The 18,973-nt window shown below is 61.1% G+C and carries 23 protein-coding genes; 11 read left to right on the top strand and 12 right to left on the bottom strand.

Going from position 1 to position 18,973, the window contains the following annotated elements; translation table 11 throughout:
* Positions 1 to 28: 28 nt before the first annotated feature.
* Positions 29 to 910, top strand: coding sequence for a LysR family transcriptional regulator (locus tag IB241_RS12825; RefSeq protein ID WP_192298748.1), 882 nt, complete (start codon positions 29 to 31; stop codon positions 908 to 910).
* On the opposite strand, the gene IB241_RS12820 is transcribed toward IB241_RS12825, so the two are convergent.
* Positions 900 to 1,649: a sulfite exporter TauE/SafE family protein gene (locus IB241_RS12820; protein WP_192298747.1), complete on the bottom strand. Its 750-nt coding sequence runs from the start codon at positions 1,647 to 1,649 to the stop codon at positions 900 to 902. The two genes, IB241_RS12825 and IB241_RS12820, sit on opposite strands and share 11 nt — an antisense overlap.
* 107 nt (positions 1,650 to 1,756) lie before the next feature.
* Between IB241_RS12820 and IB241_RS12815 the strand changes: the two genes are divergently transcribed.
* The 3 genes from IB241_RS12815 (at position 1,757) to IB241_RS12805 (ending at position 3,930) form a co-directional block, all read left to right on the top strand.
* Entirely contained in the window at positions 1,757 to 2,707 is a 951-nt protein-coding gene (locus tag IB241_RS12815; RefSeq protein WP_192298746.1) for a LysR family transcriptional regulator, read from the top strand.
* Between the two features lie 80 nt (positions 2,708 to 2,787).
* Positions 2,788 to 3,240, top strand: a complete 453-nt coding sequence (locus IB241_RS12810) for a MarR family winged helix-turn-helix transcriptional regulator (protein WP_192298745.1) — start codon at positions 2,788 to 2,790, stop codon at positions 3,238 to 3,240.
* Between the two features lie 270 nt (positions 3,241 to 3,510).
* Complete coding sequence (locus IB241_RS12805; RefSeq protein WP_017734413.1) at positions 3,511 to 3,930, top strand: organic hydroperoxide resistance protein; 420 nt, start codon at positions 3,511 to 3,513, stop codon at positions 3,928 to 3,930.
* A 66-nt stretch (positions 3,931 to 3,996) separates the two neighbouring features.
* On the opposite strand, the gene IB241_RS12800 is transcribed toward IB241_RS12805, so the two are convergent.
* A complete protein-coding gene (locus IB241_RS12800) occupies positions 3,997 to 4,569 on the bottom strand; it encodes an elongation factor P (protein ID WP_192298744.1) in 573 nt (190 codons plus the stop codon).
* Positions 4,570 to 4,618: 49 nt separating this feature from the next.
* The gene (gene earP, locus IB241_RS12795; RefSeq protein ID WP_192298743.1) at positions 4,619 to 5,752 is read right to left on the bottom strand and encodes an elongation factor P maturation arginine rhamnosyltransferase EarP; all 1,134 of its coding nucleotides are present in this window, start codon (positions 5,750 to 5,752) and stop codon (positions 4,619 to 4,621) included.
* 132 nt (positions 5,753 to 5,884) lie between these two features.
* On the opposite strand from earP, the gene IB241_RS12790 reads away from it, so the two are divergent.
* Positions 5,885 to 6,253 carry a hypothetical protein gene (locus IB241_RS12790; protein WP_192298742.1) on the top strand — a complete coding sequence of 123 codons (369 nt, stop codon included), beginning with the start codon at positions 5,885 to 5,887 and terminating at the stop codon, positions 6,251 to 6,253.
* 5 nt (positions 6,254 to 6,258) lie between these two features.
* A complete protein-coding gene (locus tag IB241_RS12785) occupies positions 6,259 to 6,741 on the top strand; it encodes a GreA/GreB family elongation factor (RefSeq protein ID WP_192298741.1) in 483 nt (160 codons plus the stop codon).
* Positions 6,742 to 6,819: 78 nt separating this feature from the next.
* Here IB241_RS12785 and cysB read toward each other — a convergent pair whose 3' ends face one another.
* The 5 genes from cysB to IB241_RS12760 form a co-directional block, all read right to left on the bottom strand.
* Positions 6,820 to 7,794, bottom strand: a complete 975-nt coding sequence (gene cysB / locus IB241_RS12780; RefSeq protein ID WP_017734418.1) for an HTH-type transcriptional regulator CysB — start codon at positions 7,792 to 7,794, stop codon at positions 6,820 to 6,822.
* A gap of 104 nt (positions 7,795 to 7,898) precedes the next feature.
* The gene (locus tag IB241_RS12775; protein ID WP_192298740.1) at positions 7,899 to 8,399 is read right to left on the bottom strand and encodes a universal stress protein; all 501 of its coding nucleotides are present in this window, start codon (positions 8,397 to 8,399) and stop codon (positions 7,899 to 7,901) included.
* A 70-nt stretch (positions 8,400 to 8,469) separates the two neighbouring features.
* Positions 8,470 to 9,387 carry a 5'-nucleotidase gene (locus IB241_RS12770; protein ID WP_192298739.1) on the bottom strand — a complete coding sequence of 306 codons (918 nt, stop codon included), beginning with the start codon at positions 9,385 to 9,387 and terminating at the stop codon, positions 8,470 to 8,472.
* Between the two features lie 15 nt (positions 9,388 to 9,402).
* Positions 9,403 to 10,356 (bottom strand): putative 2-dehydropantoate 2-reductase, encoded by a 954-nt coding sequence (locus tag IB241_RS12765; RefSeq protein ID WP_192298738.1) that lies wholly within the window; start codon positions 10,354 to 10,356, stop codon positions 9,403 to 9,405.
* Positions 10,353 to 10,739, bottom strand: a complete 387-nt coding sequence (locus tag IB241_RS12760; RefSeq protein WP_192298737.1) for a thioredoxin — start codon at positions 10,737 to 10,739, stop codon at positions 10,353 to 10,355. Before IB241_RS12760 ends, IB241_RS12765 begins: the two co-directional genes overlap by 4 nt.
* On the opposite strand from IB241_RS12760, the gene IB241_RS12755 reads away from it, so the two are divergent.
* Complete coding sequence (locus IB241_RS12755; RefSeq protein WP_192298736.1) at positions 10,738 to 11,172, top strand: PilZ domain-containing protein; 435 nt, start codon at positions 10,738 to 10,740, stop codon at positions 11,170 to 11,172. The two genes, IB241_RS12760 and IB241_RS12755, sit on opposite strands and share 2 nt — an antisense overlap.
* A 131-nt stretch (positions 11,173 to 11,303) precedes the next feature.
* Entirely contained in the window at positions 11,304 to 12,380 is a 1,077-nt protein-coding gene (locus IB241_RS12750) for a 3-deoxy-7-phosphoheptulonate synthase (RefSeq protein ID WP_192298735.1), read from the top strand.
* Positions 12,381 to 12,445: 65 nt separating this feature from the next.
* Here the strand turns inward: IB241_RS12750 and IB241_RS12745 are convergent, their stop codons facing one another.
* On the bottom strand, positions 12,446 to 12,727 hold the full coding sequence (locus IB241_RS12745) for a GNAT family N-acetyltransferase (protein ID WP_003233387.1): 282 nt from the start codon (positions 12,725 to 12,727) through the stop codon (positions 12,446 to 12,448).
* A 613-nt stretch (positions 12,728 to 13,340) separates the two neighbouring features.
* Between IB241_RS12745 and oprI the strand changes: the two genes are divergently transcribed.
* Positions 13,341 to 13,592, top strand: coding sequence for an outer membrane lipoprotei OprI (oprI, locus tag IB241_RS12740; protein WP_003172710.1), 252 nt, complete (start codon positions 13,341 to 13,343; stop codon positions 13,590 to 13,592).
* A 135-nt stretch (positions 13,593 to 13,727) separates the two neighbouring features.
* Here the strand turns inward: oprI and IB241_RS12735 are convergent, their stop codons facing one another.
* From IB241_RS12735 to IB241_RS12725, 3 genes are all read right to left on the bottom strand, one after another.
* Positions 13,728 to 14,696, bottom strand: a complete 969-nt coding sequence (locus IB241_RS12735) for a L,D-transpeptidase family protein (protein WP_192298734.1) — start codon at positions 14,694 to 14,696, stop codon at positions 13,728 to 13,730.
* An 85-nt stretch (positions 14,697 to 14,781) separates the two neighbouring features.
* On the bottom strand, positions 14,782 to 15,072 hold the full coding sequence (locus IB241_RS12730) for a hypothetical protein (RefSeq protein WP_192298733.1): 291 nt from the start codon (positions 15,070 to 15,072) through the stop codon (positions 14,782 to 14,784).
* A gap of 58 nt (positions 15,073 to 15,130) precedes the next feature.
* The gene (locus tag IB241_RS12725; protein ID WP_192298732.1) at positions 15,131 to 15,736 is read right to left on the bottom strand and encodes an arylesterase; all 606 of its coding nucleotides are present in this window, start codon (positions 15,734 to 15,736) and stop codon (positions 15,131 to 15,133) included.
* Between the two features lie 10 nt (positions 15,737 to 15,746).
* Between IB241_RS12725 and IB241_RS12720 the strand changes: the two genes are divergently transcribed.
* Both IB241_RS12720 and IB241_RS12715 read left to right on the top strand, forming a co-directional pair.
* Complete coding sequence (locus IB241_RS12720) at positions 15,747 to 16,430, top strand: ABC transporter ATP-binding protein (protein WP_192298731.1); 684 nt, start codon at positions 15,747 to 15,749, stop codon at positions 16,428 to 16,430.
* On the top strand, positions 16,430 to 18,940 hold the full coding sequence (locus tag IB241_RS12715; RefSeq protein ID WP_192298730.1) for an ABC transporter permease: 2,511 nt from the start codon (positions 16,430 to 16,432) through the stop codon (positions 18,938 to 18,940). The genes IB241_RS12720 and IB241_RS12715 overlap by 1 nt, the downstream gene beginning before the upstream one ends.
* The last annotated feature ends 33 nt before the right edge of the window (positions 18,941 to 18,973 follow it).

Here is an 18,973-nt window from a genome sequence, read left to right as displayed (position 1 = left end):
CTTATGATCAATCCAACGAATGTTTCTTATGCAATACATCTCAGAGATTGATCAATTGTCCGCCTACCCAAGCATCGACACTGAAGTGCTACGCACCTTCGTCGCCATCGCCGAGCAGGGTGGATTCACCCGTGCCGGCGAGCACGTAAACCGCACCCAGTCGGCGGTGAGCATGCAAATGAAGCGCCTCGAAGAAGACGTGTTGCAGCGCAAGCTGTTCGAGCGCGATGGCCGGCAGGTGCGGCTGACGCCGGAGGGCCAAGTGCTGCTAGGTTATGCGCGACGCATCCTCAAGCTGCACAGCGAGGTGTTCAACACCCTGCGCGAGCCGCATATGGTCGGACTGGTGCGCATCGGCACACCGGACGACTACGTGATGCGCTTCCTGCCGGGGATTCTCAAGCCGTTTTCCAAGGCCTATCCGCTGATCCAGATCGAAATGCACTGCGAATCGTCGACGGTGCTGATGCAGCGCCGGGACCTGGCATTGACCGTGATCAGCCGCGAGCCGGGTAATGAAATGGGGGAACTGCTGCGCACCGAACGTATGGTCTGGGCCGCCGCACCCTGCTTTTGCACGGATGAGCACGACACCTTGCCCCTGGCGGTTTCCGGCGGCGATTGCCTGTACACCCAATGGGCCCGCTCCGCCCTGGAAGTCGCCGGGCGCGATTATCGCCTGGCCTACCACAGCACCAATGGCGCGGCGATCCAGGCCGTGGTCAGCGCCGGCCTGGCGGTGATGATCAGCATGGAAAGCCTGGTGACCGAAGACCTTCGCGTGCTCGGCAACGAAGAAGGATTCCCACCCTTGCCGTCGATGAATCTGCACTTGCTGCGTAACCCGCTGATGGCCTCGCCCATCACCGAATGCCTGGCCGAGTACATCATCGAAGGTTTCAAACTTTAAACATCAACATCACCGCACACACCACCAGGAAACCGCAGAACAGCCCGCGCAGCAGCCGTTCCGGCATGGCGTGGGCGACTTTCACCCCCCAACTGATGCTGAGCAGCCCCCCCACCGCCAGAGGCACGCCGATCAGCCAATCCACCTCCTGGTGCCAGGCGTAGGTCACCAGGGTCACGCCGGTGCTGGGCAATGCCAGGGCCAGGGACAACCCCTGGGCGACGACCTGGGAAGTGCCGAACAGGCTAGTCAACACAGGCGTCGCAATCACCGCGCCGCCCACACCAAACAGACCGCCCATGGACCCGGACGCCGCGCCCAGGACACCGAGCCATGGCCAGCCGTAGCGCATCTCGGCACTCGGCGGCGCGTTGCGTGTGAACATGCGCAACAGGTTGTAGGCCGACAGTGCCAACAGGAAGGCGATAAAACCGAGGCGCATCGCCCCGGCATCCAGGCCCACCGCCCAGATCGAACCCAGCCACGCAAAGCTGAACCCCATGATCCCCAGCGGTAGCGCATGGCGCAGTTGAATGCGGTTGCGTTGATGGTACCGCCACAGCGCCAGCATCACGTTGGGTACCACCATCACCAAAGCCGTGCCTTGGGCGATCTGCTGGTCCAGGCCGAAAAACACCCCCAGCACCGGGATGGCAATCAGCCCGCCACCAATGCCGAACAGACCACCCACGGTGCCCAAGGCCACGCCCAATACCAGGTACATCGCTAAATCCAACACCGCTCGCCACTCCACAATCCCAAGACCTCCATGCTACGCAGTCGGCTATGGCACGGAAACGCACAGCAACGCACAATGGCTGTGCCGATCTCGCATAAGCACTCGCCATGAACCCAAATATCCTGACTGACCAACTGAGCCTGTTTCTCGATGTGCTGGAGACCGGCAGCTTCTCCGCCGCCGCACGCCGCCATCCATTGACGCCCTCGGCGGTGGCGCGGCGTATCGACAGCCTGGAAAGCTCGGTGGGCAGCCGCCTGTTCCAGCGCAGCACCCACGCCGTGGTGCCCACCCCGGCGGGCCTGGCGTTTGCCGAGCGGGCGCGGCGGATTGTCAGCGAGTTGCAACTGGCCCGGGCCGAAGCGGTGTCCCTGAGCCATGCACCGGAAGGCCTGATTCGGGTGGATGCGCCGGCGGCGTTTGGGCGTCGGCATCTGGCGCCGGTGATTGCGGACTTCCTGAATGTGTACCCCGGGCTGGATGTGCACCTGCACCTGATCGACAGCTTTGTGGACATGCAGGGTGCGCACTTGGGCAAGGTCGACCTGGTGCTGCGTGCCGGGCATATCGTCGACACCCGGCTGATCGCCACGCCCCTCGCCAGTATCGTACGTATCGCCTGTGCCAGCCCGGCCTACCTGAAAAACCGCGGTACGCCGACCCACCCCCGCGAATTGAGTGACCATGACGGGCTCGACTGGGATGGCCTGGCCCCCATATTCGCCTGGCGTTTCGAGCTGGATGGGCGCCGCGCGACCTATCGCCCGCAGCGCATCCGCATGAGTGCGAACAATGCCGAAGCCCTGCTCTCCGGTGCCCTGGCCGGATTGGGCATCGCACACCTGCCCACCTGGCTGGCCAGCGAATATCTGGTGCGCGGCGAACTCGTACCGCTGTTTTGTGAAGGCGGCTTGCCGAGCCCGGAGACCACCGGGATCTATGCGCTGCGCCTGGAACAACAGCCCAACGCGCGCAGCCGATTATTGCTGGAATACCTGAAAACCCGTTTCAGCCCGGTGCCGCCCTGGGACCTGGCACTGCAAAGCGGCTTGATCTGACTGCCTGGGCAGAATTATCTGGCGCATTAAACATTCGCCCGCTAGATTCCAGCCCAGACATGTTTTTTTAAGGCACCGCCATGAGCAAAAATCCCGCCCCGTGCGAATCCCTGCTGCTGGATAACCAGCTGTGCTTCGCCCTGCACTCCACCTCGCTGCTGATGACCAAGGTTTACAAGCCAATGCTGCAAGCCCTTGGCCTGACCTATCCGCAATACCTGGCCATGATGGTGCTGTGGGAAGAGGATGGATTGACCGTCGGCGAAATCAGCAGCCGCCTGCTGACTGATCCGGGCTCCCTCACGCCGCTGCTCAAGCGCCTGGAAGCCGAGGGATTGCTGAGCCGCACACGCAGCCGTGAGGATGAACGGGTGGTGGTGGTGGAACTGACCGACGCCGGGCGCGCTTTGCAGCAGAAAGCCATGGGCATTCCGCAGTGCATCCTCGGTGCCAGCGGCCTGGAGTTGGCGCAGTTGCGCAAATTGCAGGCTGATCTGATTGCGCTGCGCAGCAACCTGCAAGCCAACGTCTGACACTGTAGACCAGCCACCCAGCAGCCAAATGTGGAAGCTGCCTTGTGTGGGAGCGGGCTTGCTCGCGAATGCGGTGGGTCAGTCACTTGATGAGTAGCTGGCAGGCCGCATTCGCGAGCAAGCCCGCTTGTAAACGCACATTGGGTTCCCGTGGTTTCTGGAAATAATTTGCAAATTTATCTTGCGCGCAAAACATTAGCGCTATACATTCGCCTCACCAACTAATTAGCGCGCAAACATTTTGCGCAATTAAACCAAGAGGACGACACCATGCAAACTCTCTACACCGCAGTAGCCACCGCCACCGGCGGCCGTGATGGTCGTGCGGTTTCCAGCGACAATATCCTCGACGTCAAACTCTCCACCCCCAAGGAATTGGGCGGTGCCGGTGGCCAGGCGACCAACCCTGAGCAACTGTTCGCGGCCGGCTACTCGGCGTGCTTTATCGGTGCACTGAAATTCGTCGCCAGCCAGACCAAACGCAAAATTCCGGATGACGCTTCGATCACGGCCCATGTGGGCATCGGTCAAATCCCCGGTGGTTTTGGCTTGGACATCGACCTGCACATCAGCCTGCCAGGCCTGGATCAGGACGATGCGCAAAGCCTGGTCGACGCCGCCCACCAGGTGTGCCCGTACTCCAACGCCACCCGTGGCAATGTGGATGTGCGCCTGCACGTCACCGTCTGACCTAAACGGCGCCCATAAAAAAACCCGACTCAGAGTCGGGTTTTTTTCGTATCGGCGGGGCCAGAATTACTTCTTGGCGCGACCTTTGTACGAACCGCCTTCGCGGGTGTCGATCTCGATCAGGTCGTCGATTTCGATGAAATCGGCTACTTGCAGCTCGGTACCGTTAGCCAGCTTGGCCGGCTTCATGACCTTGCCCGAAGTGTCGCCGCGAGCGGAACCTTCGGTGTAGGCAACTTTACGCACGATGGTGGTCGGCAGCTCTACGGAAACCAGACGGTCTTCGAAGAAGATTGCTTCGCAAACGTCGGTCATGCCTTCTTCCACGAACGGCAGAACGGCTTCGATGTCTTCAGCGTTCAGCTCGTACATGGTGTAGTCAGTGGTGTCCATGAACGTGTAGGTGTCGCCGCTGATGAAGGACAGGGTCGCTTCTTTGCGGTCGAGGATCACGTCGTCCAGTTTGTCGTCGGCGCTGTAAACGATCTCGGTCTTGTAACCGGTCAGCAGGTTCTTCAGCTTGGTCTTCATGATTGCGCTGTTACGACCAGACTTGGTGAACTCAGCTTTCTGAACCAGCCAAGGGTCGTTTTCGAGACGGATCACTGTACCGGGTTTCAGTTCTTTACCAGTTTTCATTGCATATATCCGAAATTTGGATGGGATTTACAAAATTCAAGGTGGCGTATCATATCCAACTTTCATAAAACTGTACCAGCGCCGTCGCAAGATCGGCCTGCAAGGCCTGTTCCAGACACCAGGATTCGGCATGCTGGTTGAGCTCGGGCCAATGCTCCGCAAGCATTTTCCAGCACAGCGCCATGTCGCCATCCGTGTTCCAGGCCTGCCACAACGCGATCAACGCGGCCCGGGCGGCCGGTGATAATGCGGCGGTGTACAGTTCCAGGAAGGCATCGAGCTTGTCCAAATGAATGTCTTCGTCCTGCCGATAGATGTGCCACAACAACGGCCGGCCGGCCCATTGGGCACGCACGAACGAGTCTTCGCCGCGCACCGCGTTGAAATCGCAGCACCACAGCAGGCGGTCGTATTGCGCCTGACGGACGAACGGCAGCACCTGCACCGTCAGGGCATCGCGCTGATGGACGTCGCCCACCGCCAGGCCCTCGGCCCCCAGCCAACGCTGCACATCGCCGAGGATGCGCCCTTCCGGCACCAATAGATGAGTGGCATGCCCACCCGTCGATAACACGTCCAGCCAAGCGGCGAGCCCGGCGTTTTCGTAGGCAAACAGCGAGATCAGGCGTGCGCCCGCAACTGGAACAATCCCCATATCATGTAGGAATTGATGCTGCGCAGCGGTGTCCTGCTGAAACGCCCGACGCTGCTCCAGTAATCCAGCTTCACGCAGCAAGCCTCCCGTACCAGGGCGGAAGCCGGGAAAGAAGAAGTACTTCTGCACGCCCTTGAACTTCACCGAAGGCAAGCGATGGCAACCCACCACCCAGTCTTCGGCACTCAGGTAATCCAGGTTCATCCATAACGGCGGGCGCTCACGCTCAGCCATGGCTTCCATATAGTCGGGCGGCAATTGGCACGCGAACGCGGCAATCACCACATCCGCCGCCGTCGCGCCCGTCCACTCGGCCGGCCAATGGCGCACTTCGACGCCTGCCTGGGATTGCTGATCGCGTTGCACATCAATCTCGGGGCACATGCGCTCGAAGGCACGCAAGTCATCGACCCAAAGACGCACATCACAGCCGTGCTCCGCCACCAGTTGCCGGGCCAGGCGCCAGGTCACGCCGATGTCGCCGTAGTTGTCGACGACGCTGCAAAAAATATCCCAGCGGGCTTTCATTCCGGGCTCCAACGCTTAAAGGCTCGATTGTCCGCATAAATGCGCCGATGCAGAAGGCTTGATCGCGATTATTCTGCACAGTGGCTGTGCGACAATCGCCGCCACGCCGCAAATGCCTGCCAGGAGGCCGCCATGTCTGATCGTCCGTTGTCGCTGTTCAAGCTCAGTGCCGCCATCGCGTTTGGCGTCTGGCTGGGGTTTATCGCCATTGCGTTGACCGCCTGGCTGGCGTCGCGCTATCTGTTCCCGCAGAGCCTGGCGCCAGTGGCACAAGCGGTCGAGCAATTGGGCAAGCCTGCAGTGGTGGCGCCTGAACCGCCGAATCGCATGTTCGAACAGTATCAACAGAACCTGCACAAGCAGGAACAGCAGCAAACCCTGGATCAGGCCCGTAACAATGCGCGCAACCTGTCCAACCCCAAATGCCAGTTCTGGCTGCAACAGGACCAGAACGCCCCCAACGAAAAGTCTCGGGCCAATGTCCTGCAATTCTGCGATTGATGACCATGAATAAACACGCCGTCCACCACTTGATCCTGGAAAAGCTCAACGTCGATCTCGACATCGCCAGACGTGCTGCGCAAACCGCCTACGAAACCGCGACCCACGAAGAAAACATCGCCGAGAACAAATACGACACCCTGGGGCTGGAAGCGTCCTACCTGGCGGCCGGACAAGCCAAGCGTGTCGAAGAGATCAAGCAGGCACTGACCCTGTGCCAAAACCTGCAACTGCGCGGGTACGATGATCAGCGGGGTATTGAAGTCGGCACGCTACTGGGCCTGGAAGACGAGAACGGTCGCCAGCAATGGCTGTTCCTGGCGCCGGACGCGGCGGGTTTGAAAGTGGACGTGGTGGGGCAGCCGGTGACCGTCATCACCCCGCGCTCGCCGCTGGGCAAAAGCCTGCTGGGCAAGTTCGAAGGCGATGAGGTGGAGATTCTGGTAGCGGGCGCTCGGCAACTGTTTGTGGTTACCGAGGTTAAATAAGCCACATCAGGCGACAAGTTTGATGTGGCGAGGGAGCTTGCCGCTGTGCTGCGAAGCGGCCCCCTCCCCCTTGCGGTTTCAGTGGACGGGCAGTTCAACACCTTCGAACAGCTCTTCCAGTTCCTGCTTGTTGTGGCACTGGATCGCCTTGGCCATGACTTCGCGGGTCAGGTGCGGCGCGAACTTCTCGATGAAGTCGCACATGAAACCCCGCAGGAAGGTGCCACGACGGAAGCCGATCTTGGTCACGCTGGACTCGAACAGCTCGCTGGCATCAAGCACAACCAGGTCTTTATCCAGGTTGGTGTCGACCGCCATCTTGGCGACGATACCCACGCCCAGGCCCAGGCGCACGTAAGTCTTGATCACGTCGGCGTCGGCCGCAGTGAACACCACTTTGGGCGTGAGGCCACGGTGGCTGAAAGCCTCGTCGAGCTTGGAACGGCCGGTGAAACCGAACACGTAAGTCACGATCGGGTATTCAGCCAGGGCTTCCAGGGTCAACTTCGGCAGCTTGGCCAGCGGGTGACCCTGCGGCACCACCACGCAACGGTTCCAGCGGTAGCACGGCATCATCACCAGGTCACCGAACAGCTCCAGGGCTTCGGTGGCGATGGCAAAATCGACGGTGCCGTCAGCGGCCATCTCGGCGATCTGCATCGGCGAACCCTGGTGCATGTGCAGCGCCACGTCCGGGTATTGCTTGATGAAATCACGGATCACCGGCGGCAGCGCATAACGTGCCTGGGTGTGCGTGGTTGCGATGGACAGCGTGCCCTTCTTCTCGTTGGAGAATTCCTGGGCGATCTGCTTGATGCTTTCGACTTTGCGCAGGATCTCGCCGGCAGTTGTGATGATGCGCTCACCGGCCGGGGTTACACGGGTCAGGTGCTTGCCGCTGCGGGCGAATACTTCAACGCCCAACTCGTCTTCGAGCAGGCGGATCTGCTTGCTGATACCAGGTTGCGAGGTGTAAAGGCTTTGAGCAGTAGCGGAAACGTTGAGGTCGTGGTGCGCCACTTCCCAGATGTAGCGCAGTTGTTGAAGCTTCATATGTATCCCTCAAAGCAGATAGACGCCACGGGTATCAGCGACGGTATATAACTATATTAAAGGTTTGATGGATAAATCTAGAACTTTTTATCGACATCTAACCATCACACGTCATCACTGCGTCGACGTTGTAACGAGGGCACCAGGTAAACCGGCACCGTAGACAGTTGCAGCACCCGCGCGGCAGTCCGCCCAAGCGGGGTGGCCGTCGCGGTTGCATGGCTGTGACTACCTACGATCAGCAGATCCACGGAAAGTTTGCGCAACTGGTCGAGTATCACCTCGCACGGGTCCCCCTGGATCACCCGGACCAGGCGGATCAATTTCAGGTCTTGCTCGCCGTCTCCCAGTTCCTCGCGAAAACTGTCCAGCACCCGCTGTTCGATCGTCGCCATCACTGTGGTCAGGCCCTGGCTTTGCCACTCGCTCAGGGCCTGCTCATCAAGGTAGCTCTGCAACACCGATTCGGCGAACAGCCCGATGGGCTCGACCACGTGAATCACATACAGATCCGCCTTGAACGTTCGCGCCAGCGCCAGTGCATGTTGCATCACATAGGGCGCATACAGACCGAGGTCCGTGGCGTACAGCATCGAACGAATCATAGAACCTCCTGGACTGCCAGGATGGCGGAGATTGAATGAGCTTAGCAGCGCATCAACGACTTCGACTGGCTTAGCTCCCGGACTGAACCCTCACCTCATTACTGATGCCATGGGGCACATGCCCGGTGGCCACCACCTCCCTGGCTTTCTCGCAATGACCGGCCTGGTCATCGAAAAAAACATCGGCGGCAAACGCCTCCAGGAACGCGGATTTCTCCAGCCCACCAAGAAACAACGACTCGTCCAGACGAATATCCCACTCACGCAAGGTACGAATCACCCGCTCATGGGACGGTGCCGAACGGGCGGTGACCAGCGCCGTGCGGATCGGGCAGGACTCGTCCGGGAACTCACGCTGCAACAAATTGAGCGCCGCCAAAAAGCCCTTGAAAGGCCCCCCGTGCAAAGGCTGACGCGCCGACTCACGCTCGTTGGCCTGGAACGCTTCCAGGCCGCCAGCCTGATATACACGCTCCGACTCATCGGAAAACAGCACTGCATCACCGTCGAAGGCAATGCGCAGTTCATCACTCGACGCCCGTCGTGCGCCGCCCGACAAAATCGTCGCCGCAGCAAAACCGGCATCGAGTGCACTGCGCACGTCTTCAGCATGGGTCGAAAGAAACAGATGACAACCAAAGGCGGCCAAATAAGGATAAGGACTACGCCCGCCGACGAAAGCGGCGCGGGAAATATCCAGACCATAGTGCTGGATCGAATTGAACACCCGAAGGCCAGTGTCGGCACTATTGCGGGAAACCAACACCACTTCGACCCGCGCACGACCGAGGCTGGCGTTGAGGCTCAGCAGCTTCTTGACCAATGCAAAGGCGTCGCCGGGCTCGAGGGGTTCGTCCTCGTGTTCGATCTGATATTTGCGGTAGGCCTCGACCCCTTGGGCCAGATAGACCTTATGGCTGTCGCTCAGGTCGAACAGTGCCCGCGAAGAGATCGCCAGCACCAGTTTGTCGCCCAATCCCTTCGCCATCCTGTTCTCCCCTGCTCAGCGGTTGCGCCGATCGATAAAACTCAAGGCCTGGTAGAGCGCCTGCATTCGCGGCAACTCACAACCGGCCGCCTTGGCGGCAGCCAGTGGCCGGGCATAGATCGCCGCCAGTTCCAGCGGGCGCTTGTGCACATGATCGTGGTACATGCTGGGCAAATAGTCGTCCATGGTTTCGGTCATGGCGAACATCTGCTCGGCATAGCTGGCGGCAATCTCATGGCCGCAGGCATGGGCGCCCTGCACCACTTCCGCCATCAGCGCGCGGATCAACTCGCGGCTGGATTCATCCGCCATCATGGCCGTGGTGCCCGTGCCCAACAGCACCGAGAGGCCGTTGAACGGCACGTTCCACACCAGTTTATGCCAGCGGGCCTGATGCACATTGGCCATGGCCTGGGACTCGATGCCCGCCTTATGAAACAACGCGGCGCCGGCTTCGACAATGGCTTTCTGGCGTGCCTCATCATTGGCGGCGGTACCGCTGTGATAACCCAGGTTGACCCGGCCCAGGGCCTGGTGCTCGACAACCCCGGGCCCGGAGCGGTGCACGCCGATATAACACAAGCCGCCGAGCAGGTGCAGTGACGCCGGCAGGTGCTCGCGCAGACTGTCTTCGACGTCCAGGCCGTTTTGCAGCAGCACCACCTTGGCATCCGGCGCCGCGACCTGGGCAATAGTCGGCGCCAGGTCAACGTTGCCGGTGGATTTGGTGCCCACCAGCAGCCAATCGCAGGGCGGCATGTCGGCGGCATTGGCATAGGCCTGGACCGGGTGCAGGTGCAATGCACCATGCACTGTGCTGTTCAGACGCAGGCCATGCTGGCTGACAGCAGCGTATTCGCTGCGCAACAGAAAGTGCACATCGAAGCCGGCACGCGCCAGCATCACGCCGTAGAAGCCACCGATGGCGCCGGTGCCGATGATGCCAATGCGTGGGGATTGTACGGTCATGGCAAATCCTCTGGAGTGCGGGTAAGTGCGTGGTCAATGGCGCTGGCAAGGTCAGACGGTGTCAGGCGCGTCTGTAGTTGCCCAAGGAATTGACCCTCGCACACCAGGAACAACGCGGGCAAATGAAAGATCTGGTAGCGTTCGACCGCACCACCGTTGTGTCCGGCATCGACCCAGCACACCCGGTCCACCGGCAATCGCCAGCCCGGCAACTGCAGGCGCGCCCAGCGGCAACTGGAACAACCGGCACTGGTGAATATGACGAGCGAAAGGCCTGGCAATCCCAGCAATTGCTGGTCAATATCCAGGTCGGTCAATTCCAGTTCCTTCACTATACTGCTGCCACCGCCGTCAACTGGACGGTGTTCGGAGTCCGTGTACATGGGTCGTTTTTTACCTCACCCTGATGATGTCGCCGTCGAGTTAATCCAACGCCCCTCTCCCGCCATCCCTCGTCAACGCCTGCTTACTCACGGCCTGGGTGGCATCGCCTGCCATTGGCCGCGTGCCTGGCGCCAAGGTACGGCGGTTGACCTGCATATCCCATCCCTGGGGCCCAGCGCCCGTTATCCAGGCTATGTGGCATGGTGCCGCAAGGTGGAAGACGGTTACCGCATCGGCATCGCGTTTACCGACGAACATGCACTGTTCGGTGCACGAATGGGTGAACAAGCATGCCGGATAGAGCGCTACTGCCGCCAGCACGAAGATGCCGAACCAACACCCCAGCAATTCGAGGCGCTGGCCCGCGAGTGGGTGTCGCGTCATGCCGTCGAGTTCTCCCACGAGGCCTTTGTGGCGCCAGCACTGGATTAAAGCGGGCTTTGCCCATTGTCGCGGGCCCGTATTACGCGCTAAGGTTCCTCCCCCCTGCATTCAAATCATGCTGTGCTCCGCCGCACGGGGATGGCTGGCGGCCGGCACCCGTGACCCTGACGAGTAACACGATGGCTGATTTACCGATCAATGACCTAAACGTTGAATCCAACGAGACCCTGATCACGCCCGATCAGCTCAAGCGCGAAATCCCCCTGAGCGACGCTGCCTTGCAGACCGTCACCAAGGGCCGCGAAGTCATCCGTGACATTCTCGACGGCACCGACCACCGCCTCTTCGTCGTCATCGGGCCTTGCTCGATCCACGACCTCAAGGCTGCCCACGAGTACGCCGAACGCCTCAAGGTGCTGGCGGCGGAAGTGTCCGACACCCTGTATCTGGTGATGCGCGTCTATTTCGAGAAACCGCGTACCACCGTTGGCTGGAAAGGCTTGATCAACGACCCGTATCTGGACGACTCGTTCAAGATCCAGGACGGCTTGCACATCGGTCGCCAGTTGCTGCTCGACCTGGCTGAAATGGGCCTGCCCACCGCCACCGAAGCACTGGACCCGATCTCCCCGCAGTACCTGCAGGACTTGATCAGTTGGTCGGCCATCGGCGCACGTACCACCGAATCCCAGACCCACCGCGAAATGGCGTCCGGCCTGTCGTCGGCCGTGGGCTTCAAGAACGGCACCGACGGCGGCCTGACCGTGGCGATCAACGCGCTGCAATCGGTTTCCAGCCCGCATCGTTTCCTGGGGATCAACCAGGAAGGTGGCGTGTCCATCGTCACCACCAAGGGCAACGCCTATGGTCACGTGGTGTTGCGCGGCGGCAACGGCAAGCCCAACTATGATTCGGTCAGCGTTGCGCTGTGCGAGCAGGCACTGAACAAGGCCAAGATCAAACCGAACATCATGGTCGACTGCAGCCACGCCAACTCCAACAAGGACCCGGCCCTGCAGCCGCTGGTGATGGAAAACGTCGCCAACCAGATCCTCGAAGGCAACCAGTCGATCATCGGCCTGATGGTCGAGAGCCACCTGAACTGGGGTTGCCAGGCGATTCCAAAAGACCTCGCCGACTTGCAGTACGGTGTGTCGATCACCGATGCCTGCATTGACTGGGCGGCTACTGAAAACACTCTGCGCAGCATGCATGCCAAGCTCAAGGACGTCTTGCCGACCCGCAAACGCAACTGAACCTGGATTGCGCACACAAAAACGCCGGGCTAAGCCCGGCGTTTTTCATGCTGGTGTTTTATGCCTTACAGCTTCGCGGCATGGCGCTGATGGCGCTCCATGTAGCGTTCGACATAGGAGCAGGACGGTATCACTGTATAGCCGGACTCTTCGGCAAACTTCAGGGCTTCCTCGGTCAGCGCCGCGGCAATCCCACGGCCGCGCAGTGCGTTGGGCACGAAGGTCCGATAAATGTCCAGGGTCTGCTTACCGAGGTCCATGTAGGTCAGGTAGGCACGATGACCGTCCACATTGGTCTCGAACTGATGACCTGCCTGGTCATGGTGGATGGACAACGCCTCGCTCATCACTACTCCTCGCGGGTCTTGGATTCTGACCCCTACCTTACCGATGTTTTTCCGGCGAAGGAACATCTACGCCACCCCGTGCCGGTTTCGACAACGAGAAACCTCTGGCGCTCACAACCAGCACGCAGTGAGATAGTAGGCACCAATCCTGTCATTGCTCAAGGCGCTCTCGTCATCCCCAACGGCTGGCGGTTATAGAAAGGGCATCGATCAACCGGTGATCGAACGCCTGAACATTGCCGGCAGTTGAAGCTTGAGACGAACAGGCGCTCTTAAAGTCACCTCTACATGCGCAAAAGATGCCAGGCCGGGTTACGGCCAGCTGAACAAAAGAATCAACATCGATATATAAGTCTATACCGGCTTAGCCGAACCAACGCATGCGGGCCGGACCTCTCAGCCGGGCTCACATGGTCATTGGATTGAAAAAAATTGAACAGTTTTTATACAAACCTTCCAAAAGACTAGCCAAAATAGATTCGGCGCGAGAATTTTTTTTGCTTCTTGCGCTACGTCAGTTTACTTACTACAAGTAATGGGTAGTATGTACGCCGGCTATTAGCTCACTCGGAGAAAGTAGCCATTTAATAGAAAGTCCTTGAAGGGGAACACGATGAACAACGTTCTGAAATTCTCTGCTCTGGCTCTGGCCGCAGTTCTGGCTACCGGTTGCAGCAGCGTCTCCAAAGAAACCGAAGCTCGTCTGACTGCAACTGAAGACGCAGCAGCTCGCTCCCAGGCTCGTGCAGACGAAGCCTACCGTAAAGCTGATGAAGCTCTGGCTGCTGCTCAAAAAGCACAACAGACTGCTGACGAAGCTAACGAGCGCGCACTGCGCATGCTTGAAAAAGCTAGCCGCAAGTAATAATCCTTCGGGGTTGTTATCAAGCCGATCCATTTATGGGTCGGCTTTTTTATTGCCCGGATTTCAGCCCTGAATCCCAGGCAATAAAAAGCCCGCCGCAGCGCAAGGCCGTGGCGGGCTGTGGATCCAGCCAGTTTACTGTTGCAGATCGATCGGTGCGCTTGCAGCGACGGATGCGCCACCGGGCACGCCGATCTCAGTCGGCAAACCATCTTCCGCGGCGACCACATCACGGACCTGATCCCAGTTGACCCGCAGGTTATTGGCCATGTCTTCGCGCTTGAGCAAGGCGTTGATTACCGCCGTGTGCTTGTCGACCACCGACGGCGTACCGTCGTCATTCAGTGGTGTATGCGCCTCAAGATAGACCTTGCCGCCAGCGCTACCGAACTTGTAGGCGTCGTTGATGATGCGCACCGACGTGCCCACTGGCACCATGCCGGCCATTTCCAGCACGTTGTTATTGAACATGCGGAAACAGCCGTGACTGGTACGCGTACCGATACCAAATTTCATGTTGGAGCCGTGGATCAGGTAACCCGGCGTGCCCAGGGTGAACTTGAAGGGCCCCAGCGGGTTGTTCGGCCCGGCCGGCACCACGTTGGGCAGCGGATCACCATTGGCGGCGTGCTCGGCCTTGATCGACGCGGGTGGTGTCCAGGTCGGGTTCGGCGTCTTGGCAATGATGCTGGTATGGGCAATCGGCGAGCCCCAACCCTCACGGCCAATCCCCAGCGGGAAGGTATAGACGACGTTCTGCCCCTTCGGATAGTAGTAGAGGCGGTACTCGGCCAGGTTGATCACGATGCCTTCCCGTGGCCCCGGCGGCAGGATGAAACGCGTCGGCAGCACGATCTCGGTGCCCGCGCCCGGCAGCCAGGCATCCACGCCCGGGTTGGCCGCGACCATCTCCGAATACCCCAGGTCGTAGGTGGTGCCCAGGTCGGCAAAGGTGTCTTCGTACTTGGCCTTGATCACCTGGACCTGGCCCACGATGTCTTCACCCGGTGGCGGCAACGGCAATTGCAGGGCTAATGCAGGACCGGCCGCGCAAAGGGCAGCAAGAGACAGGCAGCAAGTGACGACGGAAAGGCGCGACAACATCCGGAAAATCCTTCGCAGAACGACGGGTAGGGAAAAAACTGATTGTATACGTGAAGCACGCAGGGAGCATCAATCCGCCCCGCTTCTACTCGAAGCGCAGCTCCGGCCAGATCAGCGGTGTGCCGCGCTTCTGGGATTCGAGGATCGCCCGACACAACGGGCACAGCCGTTGGTCCTGGAAAATCGCACGGTCCACCGATGACCAACGGGGCTGAGCCGGCAGCAAGGTGCCGCACAGCGTGCGGTCGATCGTGCCGCCCAGCTCCAATTGCCGTGCCACCAGATGTACCCGGACTTCCTGGCAGGCGAACAGATCCAGCTGCTCGTCAGGCTCGATCAGTTGGTAGTTGAACAGGGACCAGGCAGGGCGTGACATCGGGGGCTCCAGATCGGGGGGGCGCCACCTTAGCCGAAAGCCTGCCGGTAGAAAAGCGTCATAACAGCGGTTTTAGCGTCGGCCAGACATTTTCCAGCAACTTGGCCTGGGCACCGACCGCCGGGTGCAGGCCGTCGGCCTGCATCAACTCCGGGTGACCGCCGATGCCTTCAAGGAAAAACGGCACCAGCGGCACGGCTTTTTCCTTGGCGAGGCTGCCGTAGACTTCGGCAAACGCGTTGGTGTAGCGCGGGCCGTAATTGGGCGGCAGTTGCATGCCCAGCAACAGCACCTTGGCGCCAATCGCCTTGGAGTGGTCAATCATCGAAGCAAGATTTTGTTGCAATTGCGCCGGCGGCTGACCGCGCAGGCCGTCATTGCCACCCAACTCGATCACCACCACGTCCGGCTTATGCTCTGCAAGCGCCGCCGGCAGCCGCGCGAGGCCTCCGGCACTGGTGTCGCCGCTGATGGAAGCGTTGACCACTTTATCGTCGAAACCTTCGCTCTTGAGCCGTTGCTCCAGCAAAGCGACCCACCCTTTGCTGGTATCCAGGCCGAAACCGGCACTGATACTATCGCCAACGATCAGGACTGTACCCGCCGCTGCGTTCTGGGCCATGCACATCAAGGCCAGGCCAGCACTCAAAAACCACATTCGCATCGGATTCTCCATGGGCGCAAGCATTCTCACCGCGCAGAACCTCAGCAAAGTGGTTCCCAGCGCGGAAGGTGAACTGACTATCCTGCACGAACTGAGCCTGGAACTGAACAAGGGCGATAGCCTGGCTATCGTCGGCAGCTCCGGTTCCGGCAAATCCACCCTCCTCGGCCTGCTGGCCGGCCTCGACCTGCCCAGCAGCGGCGAAGTCACCCTCGCCGGCCAAGCCTTGAGCACCCTCGATGAAGACCAGCGCGCGCGCATCCGCGCCGAACACGTGGGGTTTGTCTTCCAGTCATTCCAACTGCTCGACAGCCTCAACGCCCTGGAAAACGTGATGCTGCCGCTGGAACTGGACGGCCGCAAAGACGCCCGCGAACGTGCCCGCCACCTGCTCGAACGTGTCGGCCTGGGCCAGCGCCTGACCCACTCGCCACGCCAGCTCTCCGGCGGCGAGCAACAACGCGTGGCGATTGCCCGCGCGTTCGCCGCCGAACCGGACGTACTGTTTGCCGATGAACCCACCGGCAACCTCGACAGCCACACCGGCGAGCGCATCAGCGACCTGCTGTTTGAACTCAATAAAGAGAGCGGCACCACCCTGGTGCTGGTCACCCACGACGAGCGCCTGGCCCACCGCTGCCGGCGCCTGATCCGCCTTGAAGCCGGCCTGATGGTCGCGCCCCTGGAGCCTTGATGGCACGTTTGCCGCTGTTGCGCCTGTTCAGCCTGGCCATGCGCCAATTACTGCGCGATGCCCGCGCCGGCGAATTGCGCGTGTTGTTCTTCGCCCTGGTGGTGGCCGTGGCCGCCAGCACCGCCATCGGTTACTTCGGCGCACGCCTCAACGGCGCCATGCTGTTGCGCGCCACTGAGTTCCTCGGCGCCGACCTGGTGCTCGAAGGCAGCTCACCGGCGCGCCCCGAGCAAATCCGCTCCGGAACCGAACTGGGCCTGGACCATGCACGTATCGTCGAGTTTTCCAGCGTTATCGCGACCGACAACGGCATCCAGCTTTCCAGCATCAAGGCGGTCAACGAGCAGTACCCGCTGCGCGGCGAGCTGAAAAGCGCGGCCGAACCGTTCGCCGCTGAAACCCCCGGTGGCGGCCCGAAACCCGGCGAGGCCTGGGTGGAAGCGCGGCTGCTGACGGCGCTGAACCTCAAGGTCGGCGACAGCATCGATGTTGGCATGAAGACCCTGCGTCTGGCCCGCATCCTGACCTATGAGCCGGACCGTGCTGGCAACTTCTACAGCCTGACGCCGCGGGTGATGATCAACCTGGCTGACCTGGAGGCCACCGGCGTGGTCCAGCCCGGCAGCCGGGTCAGCTACCGCGAGCTGTGGCGAGCACCGCCCGACAGCACCGCCCTGCAAACCTATCGGGACTTGATCAAGCCGGGACTCGCCGCCAACCAGCGCTTGCAGGATTCACGGGACGGCAACCAGCAGATCGGCGGTGCCCTGGGCAAGGCCGAACGCTACTTGAACATGGCCAGCCTGGTGGCAGTATTGCTGGCGGGCGTGGCCGTGGCGCTGTCGGCCAACCGCTTTGCCAGCCGGCGCTTCGACGCCAGCGCGCTGCTGCGCTGTCTTGGTTTGTCGCGGCGTGAAGCGATGCTGCTGTTCAGCCTGCAACTGAGCGTGCTCGGCGTGCTGGCCAGCCTGGCGGGTGCCGTGCTCGGCTGGCTCGCGCAATTTGGCCTGTTCTACTTCCTGCATGACCTGCTGCCGGCGGACGTGCCACCCGGCGGGCTGCTGCCGGCCGTTGCCGGAATCGGCACCGGGCTGGTCGCCCTCGCCGGTTTCGCCTTGCCGCCACTGGCGGCCCTGGGCCGTGTGCCGCCGTTGCGAGTGCTGCGCCGCGACCTGCTGCCGATTCCATCCAGCACCTGGATGGTCTACGGCGCGGCCCTGTTCGCCCTGGGCCTGATCATGTGGCGCCTGAGCCTCGACTTGGTGCTCACCTTCGCCTTGCTTGGTGGCGGTGTGCTTGCCGCGTTGATCCTTGGCAGCTTGCTCCTGCTGTTGTTGCAAAGCCTGCGTAAGCTGCTGGCCCGCGCATCGCTGCCCTGGCGCCTGGGCCTGGGCCAATTGCTGCGTCACCCGCTGGCAGCCGCCGGCCAGTCCCTTGCGTTTGGCTTGATCCTGCTGTCCATGGGGTTGATCGCACTGCTGCGTGGCGAGTTGCTCGACACCTGGCAAAACCAGCTGCCAGAGGACGCGCCCAACTACTTCGCATTGAATATCCTGCCAGCCGACACCGAAGCCTTCAGTGCACGCCTGCTCGCCCTGCAAGCCCAATCGGCGCCACTGTATCCGGTGGTACCGGGGCGCTTGATCAGCATCAACGGCGAGGCGGTGCAGGCGATTGTCAGCAAGGACTCCAGCGGCGACCGAGCTGTGCAGCGTGACCTGAGCCTGACCTGGGCCGCCGACCTGCCGCCGGGTAACGTCCTGACGGCCGGTGCCTGGTGGTCGCAACAGCCGACCGATGAGATTCCAGGCGTGTCGGTGGAGGCCAAAGTGGCCGAGAGCCTCAAGCTCAAGCTCAATGACCACCTGGTGTTCACCGTCGGCGGCGAAAACCGCGAGGCGCGGGTCACCAGCCTGCGGACCATCAACTGGGACAACTTCCAACCCAACTTCTTCATGATCTTCCAGCCGGGTACCTTGAAAAACCTGCCGGCGACTTACCTGACCAGCTTCTACCTGGCACCTGGGCACGACCAGCAGATTGTCGACCTGTCCCGTGCATTTCCGGCGGTGACGATCCTGCAAGTCGAAGCCCTGCTGGAACAGCTGCGCAGCATCCTCGCCCAAGTGACGCTGGCGGTGGAGTACGTGCTGTTGTTTGTGCTGGCGGCGGGGATGGCGGTGTTGTTCTCCGGTTTGCAGGCCACCCTGGATGAGCGCATTCGCCAGGGCGCGCTGCTGCGCGCACTGGGTGCCGAACGCAAGTTGCTGGTCAAGGCGCGGCGCATCGAGTTCGGGTTGCTGGGCGCGGTCAGCGGGCTGCTGGCAGCGCTGGGCACGGAGCTGGTGACACTGGTGTTGTACCGCTACGCCTTTGACCTGGCCTGGCACCCTCACCCGTGGCTGTTGCTGCTGCCGGTGATCGGTGCCGTACTGATCGGCGCTGCCGGCGTATTCGGCACGCGTCGCGCGCTGAACGCCAGCCCACTGACCGTGCTGCGCGAGGGCTGAAACGCCAACGGCCCGCACCCTGCCCAGGGTGCG

This window comes from Pseudomonas sp. PDM05 (genome assembly GCF_014851685.1).
In the GTDB taxonomy this organism is placed as follows: Bacteria; Pseudomonadota; Gammaproteobacteria; order Pseudomonadales; family Pseudomonadaceae; genus Aquipseudomonas.
This window is presented reverse-complemented; position numbering and strand designations above follow the sequence as displayed.

Excerpts from the sequence above, each read along its gene's own strand:
- IB241_RS12825 (WP_192298748.1), top strand. The coding sequence starts at position 29 with ATGCAATACATCTCAGAGATTGATCAATTGTCCGCCTACCCAAGCATC.
- IB241_RS12815 (WP_192298746.1), top strand. The coding sequence starts at position 1,757 with ATGAACCCAAATATCCTGACTGACCAACTGAGCCTGTTTCTCGATGTG.
- IB241_RS12810 (WP_192298745.1), top strand. The coding sequence starts at position 2,788 with ATGAGCAAAAATCCCGCCCCGTGCGAATCCCTGCTGCTGGATAACCAG.
- IB241_RS12805 (WP_017734413.1), top strand. The coding sequence starts at position 3,511 with ATGCAAACTCTCTACACCGCAGTAGCCACCGCCACCGGCGGCCGTGAT.
- IB241_RS12800 (WP_192298744.1), bottom strand. The coding sequence starts at position 4,569 with ATGAAAACTGGTAAAGAACTGAAACCCGGTACAGTGATCCGTCTCGAA.
- earP (WP_192298743.1), bottom strand. The coding sequence starts at position 5,752 with ATGAAAGCCCGCTGGGATATTTTTTGCAGCGTCGTCGACAACTACGGC.
- IB241_RS12790 (WP_192298742.1), top strand. The coding sequence starts at position 5,885 with ATGTCTGATCGTCCGTTGTCGCTGTTCAAGCTCAGTGCCGCCATCGCG.
- IB241_RS12785 (WP_192298741.1), top strand. The coding sequence starts at position 6,259 with ATGAATAAACACGCCGTCCACCACTTGATCCTGGAAAAGCTCAACGTC.
- cysB (WP_017734418.1), bottom strand. The coding sequence starts at position 7,794 with ATGAAGCTTCAACAACTGCGCTACATCTGGGAAGTGGCGCACCACGAC.
- IB241_RS12775 (WP_192298740.1), bottom strand. The coding sequence starts at position 8,399 with ATGATTCGTTCGATGCTGTACGCCACGGACCTCGGTCTGTATGCGCCC.
- IB241_RS12770 (WP_192298739.1), bottom strand. The coding sequence starts at position 9,387 with ATGGCGAAGGGATTGGGCGACAAACTGGTGCTGGCGATCTCTTCGCGG.
- IB241_RS12765 (WP_192298738.1), bottom strand. The coding sequence starts at position 10,356 with ATGACCGTACAATCCCCACGCATTGGCATCATCGGCACCGGCGCCATC.
- IB241_RS12755 (WP_192298736.1), top strand. The coding sequence starts at position 10,738 with ATGGGTCGTTTTTTACCTCACCCTGATGATGTCGCCGTCGAGTTAATC.
- IB241_RS12760 (WP_192298737.1), bottom strand. The coding sequence starts at position 10,739 with ATGTACACGGACTCCGAACACCGTCCAGTTGACGGCGGTGGCAGCAGT.
- IB241_RS12750 (WP_192298735.1), top strand. The coding sequence starts at position 11,304 with ATGGCTGATTTACCGATCAATGACCTAAACGTTGAATCCAACGAGACC.
- IB241_RS12745 (WP_003233387.1), bottom strand. The coding sequence starts at position 12,727 with ATGAGCGAGGCGTTGTCCATCCACCATGACCAGGCAGGTCATCAGTTC.
- oprI (WP_003172710.1), top strand. The coding sequence starts at position 13,341 with ATGAACAACGTTCTGAAATTCTCTGCTCTGGCTCTGGCCGCAGTTCTG.
- IB241_RS12735 (WP_192298734.1), bottom strand. The coding sequence starts at position 14,696 with ATGTTGTCGCGCCTTTCCGTCGTCACTTGCTGCCTGTCTCTTGCTGCC.
- IB241_RS12730 (WP_192298733.1), bottom strand. The coding sequence starts at position 15,072 with ATGTCACGCCCTGCCTGGTCCCTGTTCAACTACCAACTGATCGAGCCT.
- IB241_RS12725 (WP_192298732.1), bottom strand. The coding sequence starts at position 15,736 with ATGCGAATGTGGTTTTTGAGTGCTGGCCTGGCCTTGATGTGCATGGCC.
- IB241_RS12720 (WP_192298731.1), top strand. The coding sequence starts at position 15,747 with ATGGGCGCAAGCATTCTCACCGCGCAGAACCTCAGCAAAGTGGTTCCC.
- IB241_RS12715 (WP_192298730.1), top strand. The coding sequence starts at position 16,430 with ATGGCACGTTTGCCGCTGTTGCGCCTGTTCAGCCTGGCCATGCGCCAA.